The 23,557-nt window shown below is 69.4% G+C and carries 23 protein-coding genes; 16 read left to right on the forward strand and 7 right to left on the reverse strand.

Features of this window, described 5'->3' with window-relative positions:
- Positions 1–9: 9 nt before the first annotated feature.
- Positions 10–657: a cupin domain-containing protein gene (locus HNR15_RS07490; protein WP_179480463.1), complete on the reverse strand. Its 648-nt coding sequence runs from the start codon at positions 655–657 to the stop codon at positions 10–12.
- A 116-nt stretch (positions 658–773) separates the two neighbouring features.
- On the opposite strand from HNR15_RS07490, the gene HNR15_RS07495 reads away from it, so the two are divergent.
- The 8 genes from HNR15_RS07495 (at position 774) to HNR15_RS07530 (ending at position 8,497) form a co-directional block, all read left to right on the forward strand.
- On the forward strand, positions 774–1,481 hold the full coding sequence (locus HNR15_RS07495) for a TetR/AcrR family transcriptional regulator (RefSeq protein WP_179480465.1): 708 nt from the start codon (positions 774–776) through the stop codon (positions 1,479–1,481).
- 19 nt (positions 1,482–1,500) lie between these two features.
- Positions 1,501–2,226, forward strand: coding sequence for an ANTAR domain-containing response regulator (locus HNR15_RS07500; RefSeq protein ID WP_179483644.1), 726 nt, complete (start codon positions 1,501–1,503; stop codon positions 2,224–2,226).
- Between the two features lie 130 nt (positions 2,227–2,356).
- Positions 2,357–3,556 (forward strand): branched-chain amino acid ABC transporter substrate-binding protein, encoded by a 1,200-nt coding sequence (locus HNR15_RS07505; protein ID WP_343048461.1) that lies wholly within the window; start codon positions 2,357–2,359, stop codon positions 3,554–3,556.
- Between the two features lie 75 nt (positions 3,557–3,631).
- Positions 3,632–4,555 (forward strand): branched-chain amino acid ABC transporter permease, encoded by a 924-nt coding sequence (locus HNR15_RS07510; RefSeq protein WP_179480467.1) that lies wholly within the window; start codon positions 3,632–3,634, stop codon positions 4,553–4,555.
- Positions 4,552–6,240: a branched-chain amino acid ABC transporter permease gene (locus HNR15_RS07515; protein WP_179480469.1), complete on the forward strand. Its 1,689-nt coding sequence runs from the start codon at positions 4,552–4,554 to the stop codon at positions 6,238–6,240. The genes HNR15_RS07510 and HNR15_RS07515 overlap by 4 nt, the downstream gene beginning before the upstream one ends.
- A complete protein-coding gene (locus tag HNR15_RS07520) occupies positions 6,237–7,091 on the forward strand; it encodes an ABC transporter ATP-binding protein (RefSeq protein ID WP_179480471.1) in 855 nt (284 codons plus the stop codon). The genes HNR15_RS07515 and HNR15_RS07520 overlap by 4 nt, the downstream gene beginning before the upstream one ends.
- 5 nt (positions 7,092–7,096) lie before the next feature.
- On the forward strand, positions 7,097–7,804 hold the full coding sequence (locus tag HNR15_RS07525) for an ABC transporter ATP-binding protein (protein WP_218884105.1): 708 nt from the start codon (positions 7,097–7,099) through the stop codon (positions 7,802–7,804).
- 114 nt (positions 7,805–7,918) lie between these two features.
- On the forward strand, positions 7,919–8,497 hold the full coding sequence (locus tag HNR15_RS07530) for a GNAT family N-acetyltransferase (RefSeq protein ID WP_179480475.1): 579 nt from the start codon (positions 7,919–7,921) through the stop codon (positions 8,495–8,497).
- A 116-nt stretch (positions 8,498–8,613) separates the two neighbouring features.
- On the opposite strand, the gene HNR15_RS07535 is transcribed toward HNR15_RS07530, so the two are convergent.
- Positions 8,614–9,114, reverse strand: coding sequence for a PaaI family thioesterase (locus tag HNR15_RS07535; protein WP_218883589.1), 501 nt, complete (start codon positions 9,112–9,114; stop codon positions 8,614–8,616).
- A gap of 19 nt (positions 9,115–9,133) precedes the next feature.
- On the opposite strand from HNR15_RS07535, the gene polA reads away from it, so the two are divergent.
- Positions 9,134–11,815 (forward strand): DNA polymerase I, encoded by a 2,682-nt coding sequence (gene polA, locus HNR15_RS07540; protein WP_179480477.1) that lies wholly within the window; start codon positions 9,134–9,136, stop codon positions 11,813–11,815.
- Between the two features lie 141 nt (positions 11,816–11,956).
- Here polA and HNR15_RS07545 read toward each other — a convergent pair whose 3' ends face one another.
- The 5 genes from HNR15_RS07545 to HNR15_RS07565 are packed head-to-tail and all read right to left on the reverse strand — an operon-like array spanning position 11,957 to position 15,827.
- A complete protein-coding gene (locus HNR15_RS07545; protein ID WP_179480479.1) occupies positions 11,957–12,703 on the reverse strand; it encodes an AAA family ATPase in 747 nt (248 codons plus the stop codon).
- A 9-nt stretch (positions 12,704–12,712) separates the two neighbouring features.
- Entirely contained in the window at positions 12,713–13,258 is a 546-nt protein-coding gene (locus tag HNR15_RS07550; protein ID WP_179480481.1) for a GNAT family N-acetyltransferase, read from the reverse strand.
- A 4-nt stretch (positions 13,259–13,262) separates the two neighbouring features.
- On the reverse strand, positions 13,263–14,129 hold the full coding sequence (locus HNR15_RS07555) for a metal ABC transporter permease (RefSeq protein ID WP_179480483.1): 867 nt from the start codon (positions 14,127–14,129) through the stop codon (positions 13,263–13,265).
- Positions 14,122–14,937, reverse strand: coding sequence for a metal ABC transporter ATP-binding protein (locus tag HNR15_RS07560; RefSeq protein WP_343048462.1), 816 nt, complete (start codon positions 14,935–14,937; stop codon positions 14,122–14,124). The genes HNR15_RS07555 and HNR15_RS07560 overlap by 8 nt, the downstream gene beginning before the upstream one ends.
- The gene (locus HNR15_RS07565) at positions 14,934–15,827 is read right to left on the reverse strand and encodes a metal ABC transporter solute-binding protein, Zn/Mn family (protein ID WP_179480486.1); all 894 of its coding nucleotides are present in this window, start codon (positions 15,825–15,827) and stop codon (positions 14,934–14,936) included. Before HNR15_RS07565 ends, HNR15_RS07560 begins: the two co-directional genes overlap by 4 nt.
- A gap of 135 nt (positions 15,828–15,962) precedes the next feature.
- Here HNR15_RS07565 and HNR15_RS07570 point away from each other — a divergent pair, with 135 nt between their 5' ends.
- From HNR15_RS07570 to ruvB, 7 genes are all read left to right on the forward strand, one after another.
- Complete coding sequence (locus HNR15_RS07570) at positions 15,963–17,363, forward strand: sigma 54-interacting transcriptional regulator (RefSeq protein ID WP_179480488.1); 1,401 nt, start codon at positions 15,963–15,965, stop codon at positions 17,361–17,363.
- Positions 17,364–17,555: 192 nt separating this feature from the next.
- A complete protein-coding gene (locus HNR15_RS07575) occupies positions 17,556–19,550 on the forward strand; it encodes a vWA domain-containing protein (protein ID WP_179480490.1) in 1,995 nt (664 codons plus the stop codon).
- A gap of 92 nt (positions 19,551–19,642) precedes the next feature.
- Positions 19,643–20,266 (forward strand): pyridoxal 5'-phosphate synthase glutaminase subunit PdxT, encoded by a 624-nt coding sequence (gene pdxT / locus HNR15_RS07580; RefSeq protein WP_179480492.1) that lies wholly within the window; start codon positions 19,643–19,645, stop codon positions 20,264–20,266.
- A gap of 111 nt (positions 20,267–20,377) precedes the next feature.
- Positions 20,378–21,133: a YebC/PmpR family DNA-binding transcriptional regulator gene (locus tag HNR15_RS07585; protein ID WP_179480494.1), complete on the forward strand. Its 756-nt coding sequence runs from the start codon at positions 20,378–20,380 to the stop codon at positions 21,131–21,133.
- Positions 21,134–21,239: 106 nt separating this feature from the next.
- Positions 21,240–21,800 (forward strand): crossover junction endodeoxyribonuclease RuvC, encoded by a 561-nt coding sequence (gene ruvC, locus HNR15_RS07590; protein WP_179480496.1) that lies wholly within the window; start codon positions 21,240–21,242, stop codon positions 21,798–21,800.
- The gene (ruvA, locus tag HNR15_RS07595) at positions 21,797–22,411 is read left to right on the forward strand and encodes a Holliday junction branch migration protein RuvA (protein WP_179480498.1); all 615 of its coding nucleotides are present in this window, start codon (positions 21,797–21,799) and stop codon (positions 22,409–22,411) included. The genes ruvC and ruvA overlap by 4 nt, the downstream gene beginning before the upstream one ends.
- Entirely contained in the window at positions 22,408–23,532 is a 1,125-nt protein-coding gene (gene ruvB / locus HNR15_RS07600) for a Holliday junction branch migration DNA helicase RuvB (protein ID WP_179480500.1), read from the forward strand. The genes ruvA and ruvB overlap by 4 nt, the downstream gene beginning before the upstream one ends.
- Positions 23,533–23,557: the final 25 nt, after the last annotated feature.

Below are 23,557 nucleotides of genomic sequence, written 5' to 3' on the forward strand. Positions count from 1 at the left end.
TCTGCCGCTCTAGTCCCATCCCTCGGCGTCCTCGAGCGTGATGAATCCGTCCTGATCGGTGTCGTACCGACCGAACTGGGCCTTGATGAGCAGCGGCGCCTCGGCATACGAGAGGCGACCGTCGCCGTCGTCGTCGAAGTCCTCCAGGACCTTCTTGAAGTTCGCGATCATCGTGTCGCGTTCGGCGCTGCTCTGGTCCTTGATGTGCGCGAACGGGTCGTGCAGCTCGACCGGTGAGGCGCCGGGCGTGTTGGAGGAGAAGAACGTCACCAGCTTGTTGCGGCCCTGGCCGAGCGTGGTGACGTTGTGCGTCGTGTGCGGCGGCACCCGCACGATCGCCGGCGCCTTCATGTAATGGATGTCGTCGCCCGAGACGAACGCGGCCTCACCCTCGGCGAGGACGAAGACCTCCTCGGTCGGGTGCTGGTGCAGCGGGGGACCGAAGCCGGGTCCGGTCTCGGTGACCTGGACCGTCGAGTTGTCCCATCCGTAGTGCTCGCCCTCCAGTTCGACGAAGTAGTCGCCGCTGCGCACATTCCAGAAGTTGAAGAGGGACTGGTTCTGCAGCACCCAGGGCAGCCCGAGCTGGAACACGTCGCCCGGTGTCACTTCGACCTGCCTGCGCGGTGTCGATCCGCCGTCGGTGGACTGCGTCATCTCACGTCTCCCGTATCCTCGGATTCTTATACGATCAGTGATCGCCGGAGACTACGACGGTAGCCACCGGCATCAGGCAGAGCAAGGGCTCGCGCCGACGAATGAAGGGTGCAGCGATGACGGAACGACGTCGCCGGGTCCGCCCGCGGTCAGAGAAGGTGACGCTGAGCGTCGCCGCGTTCACCGACGTGGCCGTCGGTCTGCTCCAGCGAGAGGGCGCGGGCGCGATCACGCTGCGGCGGGTGGCCGCCGAGCTGCAGACCGGACCGGCGTCGGTCTACGGGCACGTGAGCACGATGCAGGAACTGCACGAGCTCGTCCTCGATCGCATGCTGGGCACCGTCGACCTTCGCGCCGACCTCGCCGACGAGCCGCGCAGCCGCGTCGAGGGGATCCTCGACTCGTACGCCACGATGCTGCTCGACCATCGAGGGCTGGCCGACCTCGCCTCCGGGTTCATCCCCCACGGGGAGAACGCGCTCGCGCTGGCCGAGGCCGTGATCGGCTCTCTGCTGCGGCTGGGTCTGAGCCCGGGCCGCGCGGCGTGGGGCTACGACCTGCTGATGCTGCGCATGACGGCGGCGGCGGCCGAACAGGATCGCTGGCGGGATCTCGACGGCACGAAGACAGACGCGGCGGCCGCCTTCCGCGACGCCGATCCACTCCGGTATCCGAACATCTCTCGCGTGCGGGGCCATCTGTTCTCCGGCGGGCGGGCGCGTTCGGCGTGGGCAGTGGAGGCGATCCTCGCGGGTATCGCCGACGCGCCCGATCCGGCGGAGCGGATGTCACGCGGTGGTGCTCCAGAGTTTTCGGGCCCGTAACACGCCGTGACTAGGCTCGATCGGCGTGAGCGACGAAGCGAACGACGGTCCAGTGCAGCGCTATCCGGCCTCGGGCGACCCGGCGGAGTCGGGCGACCCGGGAGACCCGGGAGACCCGCGCGGGTCGGGATCCGCTCGCGGTGTCGCCCAGGCGGCCCTGCGGGTGCTGGTCGCCGAGGACGAGGCGCTGATCCGGATGGACCTCGCCGAGATGCTGGCGGAGGCGGGGTACGACGTCGTCGCCCAGGTGCGTGACGGCCGGTCCGCGATCGAGCAGGCCCGCACCCTGCGCCCGGACCTGGTGGTGATGGACGTCAAGATGCCCGGTCTGGACGGCATCAGCGCCGCCGAGACGATCGGGCAGGAGGGCATCGCGCCGGTCGTCATGCTGACGGCCTTCTCCGACAAGGACCTGGTCGACCGAGCGGGCGACGCGGGGGTGATGGGCTACGTCCTCAAACCGTTCACGATCGACGATCTGCGGCCGGCCCTCGCGATCGCCTGGACCCGGTGGTCCGAGCGGCGCGCGCTCACCGCGGAGGTGGCCGACCTGTCCGACCGGCTGGAGACGCGCAAACGACTGGACAAGGCCAAGGGCGTCCTGATGAAACAGCTGTCCCTGGACGAGCCCGCGGCGTTCCGCTGGATCCAGAAGGCCGCGATGGACCGCCGCCTCGGCATGCGGGAGGTGGCCGACGCCGTCATCGCGGGGGCACAGCCGTCGCCCGGTCGTACCGCAGAGTAGATAGTCCACCAAAGGTCACAAACCGGAATCGAACCGGCGCGGAATCCGTTTCGGGGCCCTCGTGCTCCGTACCCTTCGACCATCTTGCTGCGCTCGCAGCGTCCGATCGTGAAAATCAGGAGGCAGTCTCGTGCGTTCGACCTTGATCAAGGTGGGTGTACCCGTCGTCGTTGGCGCCCTCGCACTGTCCGCATGCGGAAGCCGCAGCGGCGGCGGGAGCAGCAGCGGCAGCGGTGGCGGCGGGAGCAGCAAGGTCGCCACCATCGGCGTCACCGCCCCCTTCTCCGGTGACCTGTCGGCAGTGGGTCTCGGCATCGAGAACTCGGTCAAGCTGGCCGTGCAGCAGGCGAACGCGAAGAAGACCATCCCCGGCTGGACCCTCAAGGCCGAGGCCGTGGACGACCAGGGTAAGCCGGAGGTCGGCACCAACGCCGCCACTAAGCTCGCGGGTGACAGCACCGTCGTTGGCGTCGTCGGCAACCTCAACTCCAGCGTCTCCACCAGCACCCAGCCGGTCTTCGCGAAGGCCAACATCGTGCAGGTGTCCCCGGCCAACACCGGTGTCGCGCTGACCAACGTCAACGGCAAGCGCCCCTATGACACCTACTTCCGCACCTGCACCACGGACGCCATCCAGGGCCCGTTCGCCGCGAAGTACCTGATCAGCCAGGGCATCAAGAAGGTCGCCACGATCAACGACCAGAAGACCTACGGTGCCGGTCTGACCGCGGCATTCGAGAAGGAGTTCAAGAAGGAGGGCGGCACCATCACCGCCTCCCAGACGATCACCGACGCGCAGACGAACTACTCCTCGGTGATCAGCCAGATCAAGCCGGGCGCCCCGCAGGCCCTCTACTACGGTGGCGAGTACCCGCAGGCCGGCCCGCTGTCCAAGCAGCTGGCGCAGGGCGGTCTGTCCATCCCGGTCATGGGCGGTGACGGCATCTACGACCCGAAGTACATCGCCCTCGGCGGTCGCGCCAACGACCTGGCGACCTCGGTGGGTGCGCCGACCGACAGCACGGCCGCCGGCAAGTCCTTCCTCGCGCAGTACAAGGCTGCCGGGTTCTCCAACGAGGCCGGTGGCTACGGCGCGTACGCGTTCGATGCCGCCAACGCCATCATCGAGGCGCTCAAGACCTCGCTGAAGGACGCCAAGACCGCGCAGGACGCTCGCGCAGCCACCGTGAAGGCCATGGCGAACGTCAGCTTCACCGGTGTCACCGGCAAGGTGGCGTTCGACTCCTTCGGCGACACCACCAACAAGGTGCTGACCGTCTACAAGGTCACCGGCGGGGCGTGGGTCGCGGCCAAGACCGACACGTTCTGATCTGACTCAGCGCGCGGGGGCGGGAACTCATCGGAGTTCTCGCCCCCGCGTTGCCCTGACTCTCCTGGGAGCCTGATGACTCTGTTCATCCAGCAGTTGCTCAACGGCCTGACCGTCGGGTCGCTGTACGCCTTGATCGCCGTCGGCTACACCGTCGTGTACGGCATCGTCCAACTGATCAACTTCGCCCACGGCGAGGTCTTCATGATCGGCGCCTTCGGGTCGCTCGCGACCTGGCAGGTCGTGTGCCGGTCCAACACCGGCCTGTGGGTGCTGCCGATCATGATCGTCGGCGGGGCCGTGTGCTCCGTGGTCGTCGCCCTCCTGATGGAGCGCTTCGCCTACCGGCCGCTGCGCAACGCACCGCGGCTCGCACCGCTGATCACCGCCATCGGGATCTCGATCGCCCTGCAGCGCGCCATCCAGCTCTGGTACCCCGGCGCCACCAGCAACGTGTCCTACCCCAGCATCGACGGGGTGACCGGAAGCTCCCTCACCATCGGCAGCGTCGTCATCCAGCGCACCACGCTCTTCACGCTGTGCGTCCTGATCGTCAGTGCGGCGGCTCTCTACATCTTCATCAGCCGCACCCGCACCGGGAAGGCCATGGTCGCGGTCTCGCAGGACCCGGACACGGCCCGCCTGATGGGGATCAACGTCGACCGCATCATCGCGGCGGCGTTCGCCATGGGTGCCATCCTGGCCGCGCTGGCCGGCGTCGCCCAGGGCCTGCGCGACAGCAACGTGTCGTCCACGATGGGGTTCCTCGCGGGGCTGAAGGCCTTCACCGCGGCGGTCCTCGGCGGCATCGGCAACATCCAGGGTGCCGTCGCCGGTGGTCTGGTCCTCGGCCTCATCGAGGCCATGGCCACCCAGTACATCCCCGGCCAGTTCGGCGGGAACGCCTGGAGTGACGTGTACGCATTCATCGTCCTGATCCTGGTGCTGGTCTTCCGGCCGCAGGGTCTCTTCGGAGCCCGGGTGGTGGACCGCGCATGAACATCCCCAAGATCACGATCGAACCCCGACCGAACGTCGGCAAGGCTCTGCTCGCGGGCGGTTCGGTCCTGCTGATCGTCTCCGCACTGCTGGCCTGGAGCTACGACTCGACGATTCTCGGCGACCTGTCGATCACTGGTAATCCCGCGCCGCTGCAGGAGCTCGCCATCGTGATGGGCGTCGTCGGCCTCATCGAGGCCGCCCTCGTGCACCGCCGGCTGTCCTCGCTGTCCTGGTGGGACACCACCTACAGCGCCAAGGCCCTCGCGGTCGGCGCGCTGGTCTACATCGTGCTCATCGACTACAACATCGCCTTCCAGTCCGGGGGAGTCATCAACCTGGACCCCGGCGCCTGGCTGGCACTGGTCGCCACCGTCGCGATGGTCGCGGGAGCGCTGCTGCTCGCGCCGGTCAAGGTGACCAACCAGCTGAAGGTGCACGGCGCCAACTGGTTGGAGATCGTGGTGATCGCGGCGACCCTCGCGGGTCTGCTGTTGATGGTCGCCTTCATCCTGCACGGCGACGACGGCGGCTCCGTGCTGGCTGCGCTCGCCGCAGGGGGCACCTTCGGCACGCTGCTCTTCCGTGGTGGATTCTTCACCTGGCTGTCGGTCGCGGCCGCCCGTCACCGCCCGGTGATCATGCTGGGCGCGCTGGTGGTGGCGCTGCTCTTCCCGCTCACCCAGAACGGCACCGACGCCAACATGTCGATCGCCGTCGACATCGCGATCTTCCTGTGCGCGGCGCTCGGGCTCAACATCGTCGTCGGCCTGGCGGGTCTGCTCGACCTCGGGTACATCGCCTTCCTGGGCACCGGCGCGTACGTCGGCGCGATGATGTCGAGCGCGGCGAGCGCCACGATCGGGTGGCACCCGCCGTTCCTCGTGGTCGCCCTGCTCGGCGCTCTGACCTCCGCCGTGCTCGGCCTGATCATCGGATCGCCCACCCTGCGGTTGTCGGGCGACTACCTGGCGATCGTGACGCTGGCGTTCGGCGAGATCTTCCACACCGCCGTCAACAACATGGACGGCACCAACGGCCCGGACCTCACCCACGGCCCGAACGGCATCGCGGGAATCCCCGATCTCAACCTGTTCGGGTTCAACTTCGGGTCCTCGCACAGACTCGGGTCGTTCACCATCTCGAACTACTCCAATTACTACATCCTGCTGGTGTTCGTGGCGGCGTTGATCATCACGATCTTCTCCCGCCTCAACAACAGCCGGATCGGGCGCGGCTGGATCGCCATCCGTGAGGACGAGCGGGCCGCCGAGGCGATGGGCGTCAACATCTTCGGACTGAAGATCCTGGCCTTCGCCGGTGGCGCGTTCCTCGCCGGGCTGGCGGGCACGGTGCAGGCGCACGCCACCCCGTCCGTCGTACCCGACAACTACACCTTCCAGGAGTCCTCGTTCCTGCTCGCGGCGGTCGTGCTGGGCGGCATGGGCACGGTGGTGGGTGTGGCGCTCGGCGCGACGGTGCTCAAGCTGCTACCGGAGAAGCTGCGTTTCATCGAGGACTACCGGCTGCTGATCTTCGGTCTGGCTCTGGTGCTGATGATGCGTTTCCGTCCGGAGGGCTTGATCGCGAGCCGCCGGCGTCAGTTGGAGTTCCATGACGAGGACGAGGACCTGGCGACCGTCGTTCAGAAGGAACACGTGGACGAGCAGAAGGCGAACGCATGAGCACCGTGACACGGCGGCCCCGGGACACCGAGTTCTCGTCCGGCAAGGGCGACGTCCTGCTCGAGGCCTCTGACGTCCTCATGCAGTTCGGAGGTCTGACGGCCGTCAAGGACGTCAACATGACGGTCCACGAGGGCGAGATCGTCGGTCTGATCGGCCCGAACGGCGCCGGGAAGACGACTTTCTTCAACTGCCTCACCGGTCTCTACAAGCCCACCTCTGGGGCGGTGCGGCTCAGCGGTGAGCAGATCCCGCCGAAGCCGCGCAAGGTCGTGCGGGCCGGGATGGCGCGCACCTTCCAGAACATCCGGCTCTTCGGCAACATGACCGCGCTGGAGAACGTCATGGTCGGCACCTACTGCCGCACCACGTCGGGGGTGCTCACCACGATCCTGCGGGGGCCGAAGTTCCACCGCGAGGAGCGGGAGACCCGGGTCAAGGCGCAGGAGCTGCTGGACTTCGTCGGGCTCGGTCACACGACGGAGCTGCTGGCCCGCAACCTGCCGTACGGCGACCAGCGCCGGTTGGAGGTCGCGCGCGCTCTGGCCACCGACCCCAAGGTGGTGCTGCTCGACGAGCCGACGGCGGGCATGAACCCGCAGGAGACCCAGCAGGCCTCGGATCTGATCTTCCGGATCCGCGACACCGGACGCGCGGTCGTGGTGATCGAGCACGACATGCGGTTCATCTTCAACCTCTGCGACCGGGTGCTGTGCCTGGTGCGCGGCGAGGTGCTGGTCGAGGGCACGCCGGAACAGGTGCAGTCCGACCCGCGGGTCATCGAGGCCTACATCGGCACCGGCGAAGACGACGATTTCGACGACGACGATCTGCAGGAGGACCCGGCGTGACCGCGATGCTCGAGGTCAAGGACCTGTCGGTGGCCTACGGCAAGATCACCGCCGTGAAGGGCATCAACTTCACGGTGGAGGAGGGCCAGGTCGTCACCCTGATCGGTACCAACGGTGCCGGTAAGACCACCACGCTGCGAACCATCTCGGGGTTGTTGCGCCCCTCGAAGGGTGAGATCTCCTTCCTGGGCAAGCGCATCGACAAAGCGCCGGCGCACTCCATCGTCACGATGGGCCTCGCGCACTCGCCGGAGGGTCGACGCATCTTCCCCCGGCAGTCGGTGGAGGAGAACCTCATGCTGGGCGCGTTCGCGCGTCGCGACCGCGCTGACATCCAGGCGGATCTGAAGGAGGCCTACGACCTCTTCCCGATCCTGGCCGAACGTCGCAAGCAGCCGGCCGGTACGTTCTCCGGTGGTGAGCAGCAGATGCTGGCCATGGGCCGGGCGATGATGAGCAGGCCGAAGCTGCTGATGCTGGACGAGCCGTCGATGGGGCTCTCGCCGATCATGATGAAGAAGATCATGACCACGGTGCGCACTCTGCAGAAGCGCGGCACGACGATCCTGTTGGTCGAGCAGAACGCCCGTGCGGCACTGAAACTCGCATCGCACGGCTACGTGCTCGAGGTCGGCAAGATCGTGCTCGACGGTCCCGGGTCGGAGTTGCTCGTCAGCGACGACGTGAAGAAGGCGTACCTGGGAGAGGACTGAAAGGGGGCGGGGTTGATACGGATCCGGTGGATCCGTCCAACCTCTGTTCAAGGGTGAAGGGGATGGCACTAAGGTCAGTACGTTCCGTCCCCCGTCGCGCGAGGTGTCGCCCGAATGGCTCGTCCCACCGTCCAGGTGACCATCGCTTCCCCGAGTGATCAGGACCGCTTGATACCCCTGTGGGTGCAGCTGCGATCCGAGACCGGGCAGACCAAGGAGTGGGCTGAGCGCGCCGCTCAGGACGGTCGGATGGAGGCAGCCCTGTCGCGCGACGACGTACGCGTCTTTCTGGCCACCAGCGACGATCGCGACACCGGCTTCGCCGTCGTGATCCGCAGCCCGCTGTCCGGTCTCGGTGACGAGCAGGCCGTGTGGATCGATCAGATGTGGGTCGCCCCCGAACACCGCGGCACCGGCGTGGCGAAGGCGCTGCTCACGCGGGTCTCGGCGTACGGCGAGGAGCAGGGCAGCACCCAGGTGGTGTGCTGCGTGCCCACCCACGAGCGCGGCGTCAACCGCTACTTCGCCAAACTCGGGTTCGCCTCCACGGTCACGTTGCGCGTCACCTCGACCGCGTCGCTGCGGCGGAAGCTGACCGGCGTGGCCGAGTCCAAGGGTGCGGCGACGTTGCGGGCGCGGCGTTCGCTGCGGGCGCGTGCGCGCGACGACGTGAAGGTTGCCTCCGGCCTCTGACGGACCGCGCAGCGGAGCGGGGAGGAAGGGGCCGGGAGAGAACGGCCTCTGACGCCCCTCGATTGTCAGCGGATTCGTGACGCGGGTGCCCGAGAACCGCTGACAACCTGGGAGATTCAGGCGCCCGGGGGAGCGGATCGCACCATGCAGGTGATCCGCGCGGTGCACACCCGGCGCCCGTCGTCGTCGAGGATCGCCACGTCGTACGACGCGAGCGTGCGCCCCAGCGAGAGGGCGGTCGCCGTCGCGGTGACGTGACCGGACCGGGCCGCGCGGTGGTGGGTGGCGTTGATGTCGAGCCCGACCGCAATGCCCTTCTCGCCGGCGTGCAGCGCCGCTCCGATCGAGCCGACCGTCTCCGCGAGCACCACGCTCGCGCCGCCGTGCAGCAGGCCGTAGGGCTGGGTGTTGCCCTCCACGGGCATCCGTGCGACCACCCGCTCCGGCGACACCTCGAGGAACTCGATGCCCATCCGCTCGCTGAGCGAGCCGGCGCTCATCTCGTTGAACCGGTCGAGCAGGTCCGCTCTGTCCTGGGCGGGCGTGGCATCGGGCTGTGGCTGACTGGGCTTGCCGGGCTGGCTGGGTTCCGCGTCGTGCGTGGGGGTGTCGGTCATGGGGCTTAGGCTGCCACGCGTGAAACGGCTGCTGTTGTTGGACGGGCATTCCCTTGCGTACCGAGCGTTCTTCGCGCTCCCGGTGGAGAACTTCTCGACCACGACGGGGCAACCGACGAACGCCGTCTACGGCTTCACCTCGATGCTCATCAACGTGCTGCGCGACGAGGAGCCGACCCACGTGGGCGTCGCGTTCGACGTCTCCCGGCAGACGTTCCGCAGCGAGGAGTACGCCGGTTACAAGGCCAACCGTTCGGCGTCCCCCGACGAGTTCAAGGGCCAGGTCTCCCTGGTCCGCGAGGTGCTCGACGCGCTGAAGATCGCCTACGTCGAGCTCCCCGGTTACGAGGCCGACGACATCATCGCCACCCTCACCGCGCAGGCCAACGCGGCGGAGTTCGACGAGGTGCTGATCTGCTCCGGTGACCGTGACGCGATCCAGCTCATCAACGATCGCGTCACGCTGCTCTACCCGCGCAAGGGCGTCTCCGACCTCGCACGGATGACTCCGGCAGCCGTGCAGGAGAAGTACGGCGTGCCACCGGGTCGTTACAGCGACCTGGCCGCCATGGTCGGTGAGACCTCCGACAACCTGCCCGGTGTCCCCGGGGTCGGCCCCAAGACCGCCGCGAAGTGGATCAACCAGTTCGGCGACCTGACGGGCGTCGTGGACCACGTCGGGGAGATCAAGGGCAAGGCCGGGGAGGCACTGCGCGAACACCTCGACGGGGTGCTGCGCAACCGCCGCCTCAACCAGCTGCTCGGCGATCTGGAGCTGCCGCTCGACGTCGACGCGCTGGAGCGACAGGGATGGGACCGCGAGCAGGTGCACACCGTCTTCGACGGGCTGGAGTTCCGGGTGCTGCGCGACCGGTTGTTCGCGACCCTCGACGCCGTCGAGGACGAGGCCAACCCCGACGCCAACGTCGAGGTCGACGGCGTCACGTTGGACAGCTCGGAGGTGTCCGGGTGGTTGGCGGAGGCCGCCGGCGTCGGCGTGCGCAGCGGTCTGCAGGTCGTCGGACAGTGGGCGCGCGGCACCGGTGACGTGCAGGGAGTGGCGATCGCCCCGGCGGGTCGCGACGACGCGGCGTACATCGATCTTGAGACGCTGGCGCCCGACGGGGAGGCAGCGCTGGCAGCCTGGCTGGCCGACGACGAGCGCCCCAAGGCTCTGCACGACGCGAAGGGACCGCTGCAGGCCCTCATGGCACGCGGGATGCCGGTGCGCGGCGTGGTGAGCGACACCGCATTGGCGGCCTACCTCGTGCGGCCGGACCAGCGCTCCTACGACCTGACCGACCTGGTGCTGCGCCACCTCAAACGCGAACTCGTCGGCACCCCCGACAACGCCGCCCAGGGCGTGCTCGACCTGGGGGTGGGCGACCAACGGTCCGACGAGGCGATGGCCCAGGCCCGTGCCGTGCTCGACCTGTCGGTGTCCCTCGACACCGAGTTGGAGGCCATCGGCGAGACCGCGCTGCTGCGCGACGTCGAGCTGCCCCTGGTGGGCGTGCTCGCGACCATGGAGCGGGCGGGTATCGGCGTCGACGTCGACGCGATGCAGGTGCTCGAGGCCGACTACGGCGACGGGGTCTCCTCCGCCGCGGCCGACGCGTACGAGGCCATCGGCGGTGAGCAGATCAACCTCGGCTCGCCGAAGCAGCTGCAGGTGGTGCTCTTCGAGACGCTGGGGATGCCCAAGACCAAGCGCACCAAGACCGGCTACACGACCGACGCCGACGCACTGAGCGACCTCTACGCGCGCACCGAGCACCCGTTCCTGGAGGCGCTGCTGCGCCACCGGGACAGCTCGCGGCTGCGGGTGACGGTGGAGGGGCTGCTCAAGTCCGTCGCCGACGACGGGCGCATCCACACGACGTACCAGCAGACCATCGCCGCGACCGGGCGGCTCTCCTCGACCGATCCCAACCTGCAGAACATCCCGATCCGCACCGAGGCGGGCCGGCGCATCCGCGAGGTCTTCGTGGTCGGATCGGGTTACGAGACACTGATGTCCGCGGACTACAGCCAGATCGAGATGCGCATCATGGCGCACCTGTCCGGCGACGAAGGCCTCATCGAGGCGTTCCGCACCGGTGAGGACCTGCACCGGTTCGTGGGGTCGCGGGTCTTCCACGTCGAGCCCGCCGACGTCACCGGTGAGATGCGCTCCAAGGTGAAGGCGATGTCGTACGGCCTGGCCTACGGGCTGTCGGCGTTCGGGCTGTCCAAGCAGCTGACCATCAGCACCGAGGAGGCCAAGGCGCTGATGGACGAGTACTTCGCCCGGTTCGGTGGGGTGCGCGACTACCTGCGCGAGGTGGTGGCAGCCGCGAGTCTGACCGGTTACACCGAGACCATGCTGGGCCGCCGCCGTTACCTGCCCGACCTGACCTCGACCAACCGGCAGCGCCGCGACATGGCCGAGCGGATGGCGCTCAATGCACCCATCCAGGGATCGGCGGCCGACATCATCAAGCTGGCCATGCTGCGCGTCGACGCCGCACTGCGCACCGCCGACGCGCAGTCGCGGATGCTGCTGCAGGTGCACGACGAACTGGTGCTGGAGATCGCGCCGGGGGAGCGGGCCGACGTCGAGGCGCTCGTACGCCGCGAGATGGGCGCCGCGATCGACCTGGATGTGCCGCTCGACGTCAGTGTGGGTGTCGGCTCGTCCTGGCACGACGCCGCCCACTGACCGGGACTGGACCGTCGCGCCGAGCCGCTAGGTGCGGCGGGGATCGCTGCCTCGTACGACCATGTGCGCAGTGTGCGTCGGTGGCCAGGGCTGCAGCACTGGCCACCGACGCACATCGCCCACCCTGTCCCCAGGAAGCGGTCAGCGCAGGTGGCGCAGGTACCGCTCGGGCAGCTCGCAGAAGCCGCGGTAGTGCAGCACCAGATCCAGGTCGTCCCACGCACGCTCGTGGAAGCCGTCGGCGTCCAACTCGAGCACCGTGGCGCCGGGCAGGCTCGCGATGATCGGTGAGTGGGTGGCGATCAGCACCTGGACGCCGGAGTGCTCCAACATGCCCATCAGCTCGCTGACCAGTCGCAGCTGCGCCGTGAAGGAGAGCCCCGCCTCGGGCTCGTCGAGCACGTAGAACCCGTCGCCGGTGAACCGCGTGGTGTCGAAGAGGGTCTGGAACGCCTCGCCGTGGCTGAGCTGGTGGAACTCCGGGTCCCGGGTGTAGTTCTCCTCCCGGGTGCCGTCCAGGAACGTGAACAACCCGTGCATCGTCTCGGCGCGTACGAAGTAGCCCCACCGCGACCCGCCGGGCGATCGGGTGAGAGACAGCCAATCCCACAGCGGCGATTCGCTGACCCAGGTCGAGTGGGTGGCGCCGGTCGAACCACCCTCACCGTTCATCCCGTACGCCATCGCGATGGCCTCGACGAGGGTGGATTTCCCGGTGCCGTTCTCTCCGACCAGCACGGTCGCTGGGGACAGGTCGAGCCCCTCGGCGAGCAGCTGGCGAACCGGGCCGAGCGAGGTCACCCAGTGCGAGTAGTCGACCGACGCGTGCTCGCTCGGGGCGACGCGGCGCAGGGGCACCGGAGTCCTCTCCAGCCACCCCTTCGCCATGTCGGCAGACTAGGTCGCCGGGGTGACAGCGGGTGCGGACTTCGCCATCAGGATGACCGGGGGTTCGGTGTCGGGCAGCCAGTCCGGACGGGCGTGGCCGATCTCGCTCCACCCACGGTGCCGGTAGACGGCGAGCGGACGCTCGTTGGCGGTCACGACGTCGAGCACAGCGGTCCGGCCGCGGGCGAAGATCCAGTCCTCCGCCGCGTCCATCAGGGCACCGCCGATACGCCGACCGCGCACCGTGAGGTCGACGAACAGGACTGAGAGACAGGCCAGTTCGTCGATGGGTCGACCGGCGCCGGCCGCCCACGCCTCGCCCAGCTCACCCGGCAGCACCGCGGTCACCGAGACGTGACCGACCACCCGGCCCTCGTCCTCCGCCACCAGGGCGACCAGCTCGTCGGGCCGGACGATGAACTCGCGCACGGGGAACGGCAACGGCCACCGCAACGGGTAGCGCGACGTCGGCTGCTGCGCTGCCAGCACCTGCTCGAGGACGACGAGGTCCTCCTCGCGGCGGGGTCGGACGCGGATCTCAGGCGTGGTGCTCATCGGGTCATGCTGCAACGGCGCGGGTCGACCAGCCACGGCGGGTCCGGACGGCGCCCACGGCACGGCATACGAGGTAGATCGCGAAGGAGAGCGTGGTCACGTACGGGCTGATCGGTCGCCCGGGGGAGAGGGACAGCAGGATCCCGCCCTCCATGGACAGCACCGCGAAGGCCACCGACAGCACGCTGACCAGCGCCGGTCGCGCGGTCAGACACGTGGCGGCGGCCGTGGGGGTGATGAGCAGCGCCATCACCAGGAGGGCGCCGACCAGCTGCACGCACATGGCGCAGACGAGGCCGAGCACCACCATGAAGATCAGGGAGAGCTCGCGCACCCGTACGCCGCGTGCCTGAGCCACCACCGGATCGACGGCTGCGAAGAACATCGGGCGCCACAGCGGGATCAGCACGACGGCGACCACCACCGTCAGCAGCGCCAGCGATCCCAGCTGAGCGTTGTCGACCGAGACGATCTGGCCGAGCAGCAGGCCGAACTTGTTGCTGCTGCGACCGTCGTAGAGCGACAGGAAGAGCACCCCGAGTCCGAGCCCGAAGGGCAGCACGATGCCGATGAGCGAGTTGCTCTGCCGTGCGCGGATACCCATGAGTGCCAACACGATCGCGCCGATCACGGACCCGGCGACCGCACCGAGGGTGATGCTCACCCCGGCGAGCAGCGCGGCGGCGGCGCCGGCGAAGGACAGCTCCGCGGTGCCGTGTACGGCGAATGCCAGGTCACGCGCCTGGATCATCGGTCCGATGACGCCGGCGATGACGCCGAGCAGCGCTCCCGCGACGAGCGACGACGTGACCAGGGGCAGCAGCGACCAGAACTGGTCGAAGGAGATCAGTTTGGCGAGCGCGTCAGCCATGCTCGTGCGCCTCCTCGTGGTGGTGGTCGTGCCCGGGCGTTGCCGAGTCGTCCCCGCCCAGCACGACGATCCGCCCGTGGTGGTGCAGCACGTCGACGGGTGCGCCGTAGAGCTCGCTCAGCACCTCCGCGCGCATGACCTCCTCCGCGGTGCCGACCCGTGCCTTGCCGCCGGCGAGGTAGGCGACATGGTCGACGAGCGGCAGGATCGGGTTGATCTCATGGGTCACGAAGAGCACCGCGGTGCCCTCGAGGCGGCGTACCCGGTCGATGGCCTGCGCGACCTCGCGCTGGTGGTGCAGGTCGAGGTTGAGCAGCGGTTCGTCGCACAGCAGCAGCCGTGGCCGGGTGACGAGGGCCTGCGCGATCCGGAGGCGCTGGCGCTCCCCGCCGGAGAGCATCGACAGTGGCGCGTCGGCGTACGCCGTGGCTCCGACGGTCTGCATGGCGCGCTGCACCGCGTCCTTCTTGGCGCGCGAGCCGAGGCTGATGCCGATCCGGTGGCCGTCCCAGCCGAAGCCCACCAGGTCACGTCCGCGGATCGCGGTGTCCGGCGCGAGCGCGCCGTGCTGGGGGATGTACCCGATCAGGGGCGAACCGCGGTGCACCGGTTCCCCACAGACCAGCGCCCGGCCGTGACGCAGCGGCTGCTCGCCGAGCAGCACCCGCAACAGGGACGACTTTCCTGCGCCGTTGGGCCCGAGGACACCGACGAACTCGCCGGCCTGCACCTGAAGGTCCAGCCCGCTCCACAGCACGCGACTGCCGTAGGCCAGCTCCGCGTCGTGCAGGGAGACCACGGGGGTCACGAGAGTGCCCGTTGCAGTGTGGTGATGCAGCTGAGTACCCAGTTCAGGTAGTCGTGTTCGCCGGCCGGGAAGGTCTCGTAGACCTGCACGACCGGAACGCCGACCTTGTCCGCGGCGTTCTGCAGGACCGCCGACGTCGCGTCGGAGGTCTGCGCGTTCAGGGTCACCAGCTGCACCCGTTTCGTCGAGATGGCGGTGGTCGCGGCACGCAGTGCGACTGCCGACACCGAATCCGCCTCGGACTGCTCACGATAGGTGGCCGGGGTGCCGTCGGCGATGCCCGCGGTGGACAGCAGGTAGCCCACGACCGGCTCGGTCATCAGCGCGGACAGGTGCGGGTGGGCGACGCCGATCGACCGGGCCCGGGTGGTCAGCGCGCCGATCTTCGTGGCGAAGGAGCGGGCGTTGGCGCGGAAGTACGCCGCGTGCGCCGGGTCCGCCTTGGCCAGGTCGGCCGCCAGGACGTCGGCCACCTTGATCGAGGTGGGCAATGACCAGAAGACGTGCTCGTTGAACGACGGGTCGTGTCCGTGGTCGAGTCCGGAGACCGTGACCGCGTCGACTGCCGTCGTACCCGAGTCGCCGGTGACCAGCTTCTGCGCCCAGTCGTCGTACCCCCCGCCGTTGTAGACCGCCACGGCCGACTTCCGCACCGCCAGCTTGTCGCGCGCGGTCGACTCGTAGTCGTGGGGGTCCTGCGACGGGCTCGTGATGGCCGAGGTCACCTGCGCGCGCTCGCCGCCGACGTAACGGGCCACCGAGCCCCAGACGTCGGTGGAGGTCCAGACCTGCACCTTCCCGTCGGAGGCCTTGCTCCCGCCGCCGGATCCACACCCCGCGAGGACGAGGACCGCGACCGCGGCGGCGAGGGCGGCGACGGGACGCTTCATCTGCTCTCCTGAGGTGGGAAGTGGGAATGATTCTCGATGGTGATCATAACCACTGAATGAGAATCATTACCAACAAGGCTCCGCCCTCGTCGACGGTCGCGGACAGCCCCCAGGCGCGTGACGTAGCGTGAAGTGGTGAGTGCATCCACCACGGCCCCAGTCATTTCCACCGTCGGCGAACTGCGCGCGAGCGGCCACGAACAGGTCGGCGTACGCGAAGAGATCCGGCGCAACCTCCTGAGCGCCCTGGCCGAGGGGCGCGACCCCTGGCCCGGCATCCAGGGATTCGCCGACACCGTCATCCCGCAACTCGAACGCGCGCTGCTGGCCGGGCACGACATCGTGCTGCTCGGCGAGCGCGGACAGGGCAAGACCCGTGTGCTGCGCACCCTGCAGGGACTGCTCGACGAGTGGACCCCGGTCATCGCCGGATCGGAGCTCGGCGAGCATCCGTACGACCCCATCACCCCCGCCTCGATCCGGCGCGCGAGCGAGTTGGGCGATCAGCTGCCCGTCAGCTGGCGACACCGTGACCAGCGGTACGCCGAGAAGCTCGCGACCCCGGACACCTCGGTCGGCGACCTGGTGGGCGACATCGATCCGATGAAGGTGGCCGAGGGCCGCAGCCTGGGCGACCCCGAGACGATCCACTTCGGGCTCATCCCGCGCAGCCACCGCGGCATCGTCGCCATCAACGAGCTGCCCGACCTCGCCGAGCGCATCCAGGTCTCGATGCTCAATGTGATGGAGGAACGCGACATCCAGGTGCGTGGCTACGTGCTGCGACTGCCGCTCGACGTCCTCGTCGTCGCGAGCGCGAACCCCGAGGACTACACCAACCGCGGGCGCATCATCACCCCGCTCAAGGACCGCTTCGGTGCTCAGGTGCGCACCCACTACCCGCTCACCGTCGAGGGCGAGGTGGCGGTCATCTCCCAGGAGGCGCAGCTCGTCGCGACGGTGCCGGACTTCATCGTGGAGATCCTGGCCCGCTTCACGCGCGGCCTGCGCGAGTCCAACGCGATCGACCAGCGATCGGGCGTCTCGGCCCGGTTCGCGATCGCAGCGGCCGAGACGGTGGCCGCGGCGGCCCTGCGCCGCGCGAGCATCCGGCACGAGGACGAGGCCGTCGCCCGGGTCGTCGACCTGGACACGGCGTCCGACGTGCTCACCGGCAAGGTCGAGTTCGAGAGCGGTCACGAGGGGCGTGAGGAGCCGGTGCTGGAGCACCTGCTGCGGATGGCGGTCGCCGACACCGCACGCTCCCGGTTGCGCGGCATCGATCTCGGCCTGCTGGTACGCAGCATCGAGGAGGGCGCCGAGATCAGCACCGGCGACGATGTAACGAGCGCCGATCTGCTCGCCGCGCTGCCCGTGCTCGGCGAGTCCGACCTCTACGACCAGATCGCCGAGCGGCTCGGCGCGCACACCCCGGGTGAGCGCGCCAGCGCCGTCGAGCTGGCCCTGGAGGGTCTCTACCTGGCCCGCAAGGTCAGCAAGGACGTCGACGACGACGGACGCGCGACGTACCGCTGAGCGTGCGGGGTCCACGCTGACGGCTTTTGCGACCGTTGACGGCGTTCGAACACCGTCAACCGTCGCGAACGCCGTCACCGTGGGCATCGGCGGGGCGTCGTCGCACCACGCGGGGACCATCCGGTGCCCGCCGTATGATCGAGGTGTCCGGTCCGGGCACCGTCGCATCCCGTTTCGAGGAGGCGCATTTCTTTGGCCAGTAAGCGAACTCACCGCTCCCGCTACGGCCGGTACGTCGGCGGGCCGGACCCGCTCGCGCCGCCGGTCGACCTGGCCGAAGCGCTGGACGCGATCGGCGAGGACGTCATGTCCGGCTACTCACCCGAGCACGCGATGCGGGAGTTCCTGCGCCGCGGGACCCGTGACCAGCAGGGCCTGGACGAGTTGGCCCGTCAGGTCGCGCAGAAGCGCCGCGAGATGCTCGCCAAGCACAACCTGGACGGCACCTTCCAGGAGGTGAAGGAGCTGCTCGACAAAGCGGTGCTCACCGAACGCAAGCGGCTGGCCCGCGACCTGGACGACGACGCGCGGTTCGCCGAGATGCGCATCGAGAACCTTCCGCCCTCCACCGCCGCCGCGGTCAACGAGCTCAGCGACTACCCGTGGCGCGACCCCGAGGCGCGCGAGGACTACGAGCGGATCAAGGATCTGCTCGGCCGCGAGATGCTCGACCAACGGTTCGCCGGTATGAAGCAGGCGCTCGAGGGCGCCACCGACGAGGACCGCGCACAGATCAGCGAGATGCTGAAGGACCTCAACGACCTGCTCACCAAGCACCGCAACGGTGAGGACACCGACGCGGCGTTCGAGCAGTTCATGGACAAGCACGGCGACCTCTTCCCCGAGCAGCCCGAGACCATCGAGGAGCTGCTGGACTCGCTGGCGCAGCGCGCCGCGGCGGCGCAGCGGATGCGCAACTCGATGACCCAGGAGCAGCGCGACGAGCTGGACGCCCTGGCCACCCAGGCTTTCGGATCGCCCGAGTTGATGGATCAGCTCGGCGCCCTCGACGACAACCTGCGCGCCCTGCGTCCCGGCGAGGACTGGAGCGGCGGGGAGGAGTTCGGCGGTGAGCAGGGGATGGGCCTCGGCGACGGCACCGGGATGCTGCAGGACCTCGCCGACCTCGACGCACTGAGCGAGCAGTTGTCCCAGCAGTACGCCGGGGCACGGATGGACGACCTCGACCTGGACGCGCTGCGGCGCCAGCTGGGCGATGAGGCGGCAGTGGACGCGCAACGGCTCGCGGAGCTGGAGCGACAGCTGCGCAACCGCGACTACCTGCAGTCCGACGCCCAGGGAGACCTGCGCCTGTCGCCGCGCGCCATGCGCGAGCTCGGCAAGTCGTTGCTGCGCGACGTCAGCCAGACGCTGTCCGGTCGGCAGGGGCAGCGCGACGCGCGCAAGGCGGGTACGGCGGGCGAGCCCTCCGGTGCCTCGCGCCCCTGGGAGTTCGGCGACACCGAGTCGTGGGACGTCACGCGCACGCTGACCAACGCGACGCTGCGCCGAGTGGGCGAGGACAAGGACCACCCCGGTCCTGTCATCTCCTTCGAGGACGTGGAGGTGCAGGAGACCGAGGCACGCACCCAGGCGGCTGTCGCGCTGCTGGTCGACACGTCGTTCTCGATGGCGATGGACGGTCGCTGGCTGCCCATGAAACGTACGGCGCTCGCGCTGCACCAGCTCATCTCGACCAGGTTCCGCGGTGACCATCTGGAGCTGGTGGCCTTCGGCCGGCACGCGCAGACCATGGAGATCGCGGAGCTGACCGGGCTCGCGCCGGAGTGGGACAAGGGCACCAACCTGCACCACGCGCTGATCCTGGCCAACCAGCACTTCCGCAGGTATCCCAACGCCCAGCCGGTGCTCCTCGTGGTCACCGACGGCGAGCCGACGGCGCACCTGGAGTCCGACGGCGAGGTCTTCTTCGACTATCCGCCGCACCCGTTGACCGTGGCGTACGCCGTCCGCGAGCTGGACCAGTCGACCCGCCTCGGCGCGCAGACGACGATCTTCCGGCTCGGCGAGGACCCCGGTCTGGCGCGCTTCCTGGACCAGCTGGCCAAGCGAGCCGGCGGACGCGTGCTGGCACCGGAGCTGGAGGGCCTGGGCGCCGCGGTCGTCGACAGCTATCTGTCGGGGCGCACGTACGGCGGCAGCAGCTGGTTCGGCGCGTCCGGCTGACGTAGGCCGAACATGTGGGGTCGTCGCGCGCTCGATGGAGCGCGCAACGACTCCCAACGTCCCGCGCAACCGGCGCTCCGTACGATCGGCGCGTGACGAAACCGCGCATCGGAGTGCTCGCCGTACAAGGGGACGTGCGCGAGCACCTGCGGGCGCTCGCCAGCGCCGACGTCGAGGCGGTCCCGGTACGCCGCCCCCAGGAGGTCGCGCGCATCGACGGCCTGGTGCTGCCCGGCGGGGAGTCGACCACCATCGACAAGCTGCTGCGCATCTTCGAGCTGCAGGAGCCGATCCGCGCGCGCATCGCAGCGGGCATGCCGGTCTACGGATCCTGCGCCGGGATGATCCTGCTCGCCGACGAGGTGCTGGACGGCCAGCCGGGGCAGCAGACGCTGGGCGGGATGGACATCACGGTCCGGCGCAACGCGTTCGGGCGGCAGATGGACTCCTTCGAGACCGACCTGGTGATGCCGTCGCTCGCGGACGGTGCACACACCCCGGTGCACGCGGTCTTCATCCGCGCGCCCTGGGTCGAGCGTGCCGGCGACGGGGTGCAGGTGCTCGCCACGGTGCCGACCGGGCCGGCGCAGGGTCGCGTCGTGGCATGCCGTGAGGGGGCGCTGCTCGCGACGTCCTTCCACCCCGAGGTCACCGACGATTATCGGGTGCACCACTACTTCGCCGCCATGGTGCGCGACGCCGTTCGCGTGTCGTGAGGGGTGCGGCGTACGCCGTCGCGATCCGGGCCTCCGCGCGAATCGTTACGATGACGGGCGGATCAGCCGTCCACGACGGCCTCACAGCACCGAGCACGAAGCAGGGAGAACATGAGCGGGCACTCCAAGTGGGCCACCACCAAGCACAAGAAGGCGGTGGTCGATGCCAAGCGCGCCAAGCTGTTCGCGAAGCTGATCAAGAACATCGAGGTGGCGGCGCGTTCCGGCGGCGGCGACGTGGTGGGCAACCCCACGCTGTACGACGCGGTGCAGAAGGCCAAGAAGTCCTCGGTCCCGAACGACAACATCGACCGCGCGGTCAAGCGCGGGTCGGGTGCGGAGGCCGGTGCCGCGGAGTATCTGGCGCTGACGTACGAGGGCTACGCGCCCGGCGGCGTGGCGCTGCTCATCGAGTGCCTCACCGACAACAAGAACCGTGCGGTGGCCGAGGTGCGCACGGCCCTGCAGCGCAACGGCGGCACGATGGCCGAGAGCGGTTCGGTCGCCTTCCAGTTCCACCGCAAGGGCCTGGTGACGGTGCCCAAGGCGGACAAGACGGAGGAGGACATCCTCGAGGTCGTGATGGACGCCGGCGCCGAGGAGATCAACGACCTGGGTGAGTCCTTCGAGATCGTCTCCGAGGCCCATGACTTCGTCGCCGTGCGCGAGGCCGTGCAGGCCGCGGGCATCGACTACGACTCGGCCGAGTCGTCGTGGCTGCCCACGGTCGAGGTGCCGCTGGACGCCGACGGCGCCCGCAAGATGTTCCGCATCATCGACGCGCTCGAGGACAGCGACGACGTACAGAACGTCTACGCCAACGGCGAGGTGTCCGACGAGGTCCTGGCCGAGCTCGACGAGGAGTAGGCGACTCGCCGGGTCGCCTGCCCGCGGCCGATCGTCGCACCGGGTAGCGTCGCCGTGTGCCGAACAGGTGTTCGGCACACGGCGATTCAATCTGCAGGAGGCTTGCGTGCGTGTCCTCGGCGTCGACCCCGGACTGACCCGGTGCGGCCTGGGCGTGGTGGAGGGCGGCATCGGCGAACCGGTCCGGATGATCGCCGTCGGTGTCGTGCGTACGCCGCCCGGTGACGACCCCGCCGAGCGGCTGCTCACCCTGCAGACCGAGATCGATGAGTGGCTGCAGCGCTACGCGCCGGACGCCGTCGCCGTCGAACGCGTCTTCGCCAAGGCCAACATCAAGGGGATCATGGGCACCGCGCAGGCCTCCGCCGTCCCGATGCTCGCTGCGGCCCGTCTGGGGCTGCCGCTCGCGATGCACACCCCGTCCGAGGTCAAGGCCGCGGTCACCGGCAACGGCCGCGCCGACAAGGCGCAGGTAACGGCCATGGTGACCCGCATCCTCAAGCTGAAGGTCGCCCCCACGCCCGCCGATGCGGCCGACGCCCTGGCGCTGGCGATCTGCCACGTATGGCGCGGCGGCGCACAAGATCGGATCGCCCAGGCTCTCGCTCGACAGAAGGCGGCGTACGCAGCCCAGGCAGCAGCACAGTCACAGCGGGTGGCCCGGTGATCGCAAGTCTGCGGGGCTCGGTGCTCGCGACCGGCCTCGGCACCCTCGTGGTCGAGGTCGGCGGTGTCGGACTGTCGGTGCTCACGACCCCGTCCACCGCGGCGTCGGTGCGCGTCGGCGAGACAGCCACCCTGGCGACCACGCTCGTCGTGCGCGAGGACTCGCTCACCCTCTTCGGCTTCGCCACCACCAGCGAGCGGGACCTCTTCGAGCTGGTGCAGACCGTCAGCGGCGTCGGTCCGCGGCTCGCGCTGGCGATGCTGGCCATCCACGCCCCGGAGGTGCTGCGCGCCGCGATCGCCGGCGGCGACCTCGCGACACTCGTGAAGGTGCCGGGCATCGGCAAGAAGGGCGCCGAACGGATCGTCCTGGAGCTGAAGGACAAGGTCGGCCCGGTGTCGGCCGCCGGTCTCGAGGACGCGGCGCAGCAGGCGTCCAGCATCGTCGACGGCGAGCACGGCCAGGTGATTGAGGCGCTCGTCGGCCTGGGCTGGTCGACCAAGCAGGCCCAGGACGCCGTCGAGCGGGTCGTCGATGCGGCCCCCGGTGACGGCCACGTGAGCGACGTGTCGGGTCTGCTGCGCGCAGCGCTGCGGGAGCTCGGCCGGTGAGCGAGAGCGACGACCCGTCGTACGACGACGAGTCGTACGACGCGACGGCGCGGATCGTGGATCCGGGGGGTCACCCGGCCGACGAGGACCGCCGCTTCGAGGCGGCCCTGCGGCCGCGCAGGCTCGCCGATTTCCCCGGCCAGCCGCGGGTCCGCGATCAGTTGGGTCTGCTGCTGGAGGCGGCGCGACGCCGCGGCGCACCTCCGGACCATGTGCTGCTGTCCGGCCCGCCCGGCCTGGGCAAGACCTCGCTGGCGATGATCATCGCCGCCGAGCTGGAGCAGCCGATCCGCATCACCAGCGGGCCCGCCATCCAGCACGCGGGCGACCTGGCCGCCGTGCTCTCCTCGCTCGCCGAGGGCGAGGTGCTCTTCCTCGACGAGATCCACCGGATGGCGCGCCCGGCCGAGGAGATGCTCTACCTGGCGATGGAGGACTTCCGGGTCGACATCATCGTCGGCAAGGGCCCGGGCGCCACGGCCATCCCGCTGGAGCTGCCGGCGTTCACCGTGGTCGGCGCGACGACGAGAGCGGGCCTGCTGCCCGCGCCGCTGCGCGACCGTTTCGGCTTCACCGGCCACCTCGACTTCTACGCGACGGCCGACCTCGCGCAGATCCTCACCCGCAACGCCACGCTGCTCGGTGTCGAGAGCACCCCGCAGGGGATCGACGAGATGGCGGGACGGTCCCGTGGCACCCCACGGATCGCCAACCGGCTGCTACGACGCGTCCGTGACTACGCGCAGGTGCAGGGCAACGGCATCGTCGATCTGAGTGCCGCCCGCGCCGCCCTGCGGCTCTTCGATGTCGACGACCGCGGCCTGGACCGACTCGACCGGGCGGTGCTCGACGCCCTCTGCCGACGCTTCGGCGGCGGGCCGGTGGGATTGTCGACCCTGGCCGTCGCGGTGGGGGAGGAGGCCGACACGGTCGAGACCGTCGCCGAGCCCTATCTGGTGCGGGAGGGATACCTGGTGCGCACGCCGCGTGGCCGCGCCGCGTCGCCGATGGCGTGGGCGCACCTGGGCCTGACACCGCCGACGCCGAGCGCTGCGGGCACCCAACTCGGCTTCGGCGACATCGAGGGCCGCTTCGGTGACAGCAGGTCCGACACGGATTGACGGCGTGGCCTGCGGTTGGGGAAGC

Source organism: Allobranchiibius huperziae (genome assembly GCF_013410455.1).
Taxonomy (GTDB): Bacteria; Actinomycetota; Actinomycetes; order Actinomycetales; family Dermatophilaceae; genus Allobranchiibius; species Allobranchiibius huperziae.

Bases quoted from the DNA above. Each gene is read 5' to 3' on its own strand.
- HNR15_RS07490 (WP_179480463.1), bottom strand. From the start codon at position 657: ATGACGCAGTCCACCGACGGCGGATCGACACCGCGCAGGCAGGTCGAA.
- HNR15_RS07495 (WP_179480465.1), top strand. From the start codon at position 774: ATGACGGAACGACGTCGCCGGGTCCGCCCGCGGTCAGAGAAGGTGACG.
- HNR15_RS07510 (WP_179480467.1), top strand. From the start codon at position 3,632: ATGACTCTGTTCATCCAGCAGTTGCTCAACGGCCTGACCGTCGGGTCG.
- HNR15_RS07515 (WP_179480469.1), top strand. From the start codon at position 4,552: ATGAACATCCCCAAGATCACGATCGAACCCCGACCGAACGTCGGCAAG.
- HNR15_RS07520 (WP_179480471.1), top strand. From the start codon at position 6,237: ATGAGCACCGTGACACGGCGGCCCCGGGACACCGAGTTCTCGTCCGGC.
- HNR15_RS07525 (WP_218884105.1), top strand. From the start codon at position 7,097: ATGCTCGAGGTCAAGGACCTGTCGGTGGCCTACGGCAAGATCACCGCC.
- HNR15_RS07530 (WP_179480475.1), top strand. From the start codon at position 7,919: ATGGCTCGTCCCACCGTCCAGGTGACCATCGCTTCCCCGAGTGATCAG.
- HNR15_RS07535 (WP_218883589.1), bottom strand. From the start codon at position 9,114: ATGACCGACACCCCCACGCACGACGCGGAACCCAGCCAGCCCGGCAAG.
- HNR15_RS07545 (WP_179480479.1), bottom strand. From the start codon at position 12,703: ATGGCGAAGGGGTGGCTGGAGAGGACTCCGGTGCCCCTGCGCCGCGTC.
- HNR15_RS07550 (WP_179480481.1), bottom strand. From the start codon at position 13,258: ATGAGCACCACGCCTGAGATCCGCGTCCGACCCCGCCGCGAGGAGGAC.
- HNR15_RS07555 (WP_179480483.1), bottom strand. From the start codon at position 14,129: ATGGCTGACGCGCTCGCCAAACTGATCTCCTTCGACCAGTTCTGGTCG.
- HNR15_RS07565 (WP_179480486.1), bottom strand. From the start codon at position 15,827: ATGAAGCGTCCCGTCGCCGCCCTCGCCGCCGCGGTCGCGGTCCTCGTC.
- HNR15_RS07585 (WP_179480494.1), top strand. From the start codon at position 20,378: ATGAGCGGGCACTCCAAGTGGGCCACCACCAAGCACAAGAAGGCGGTG.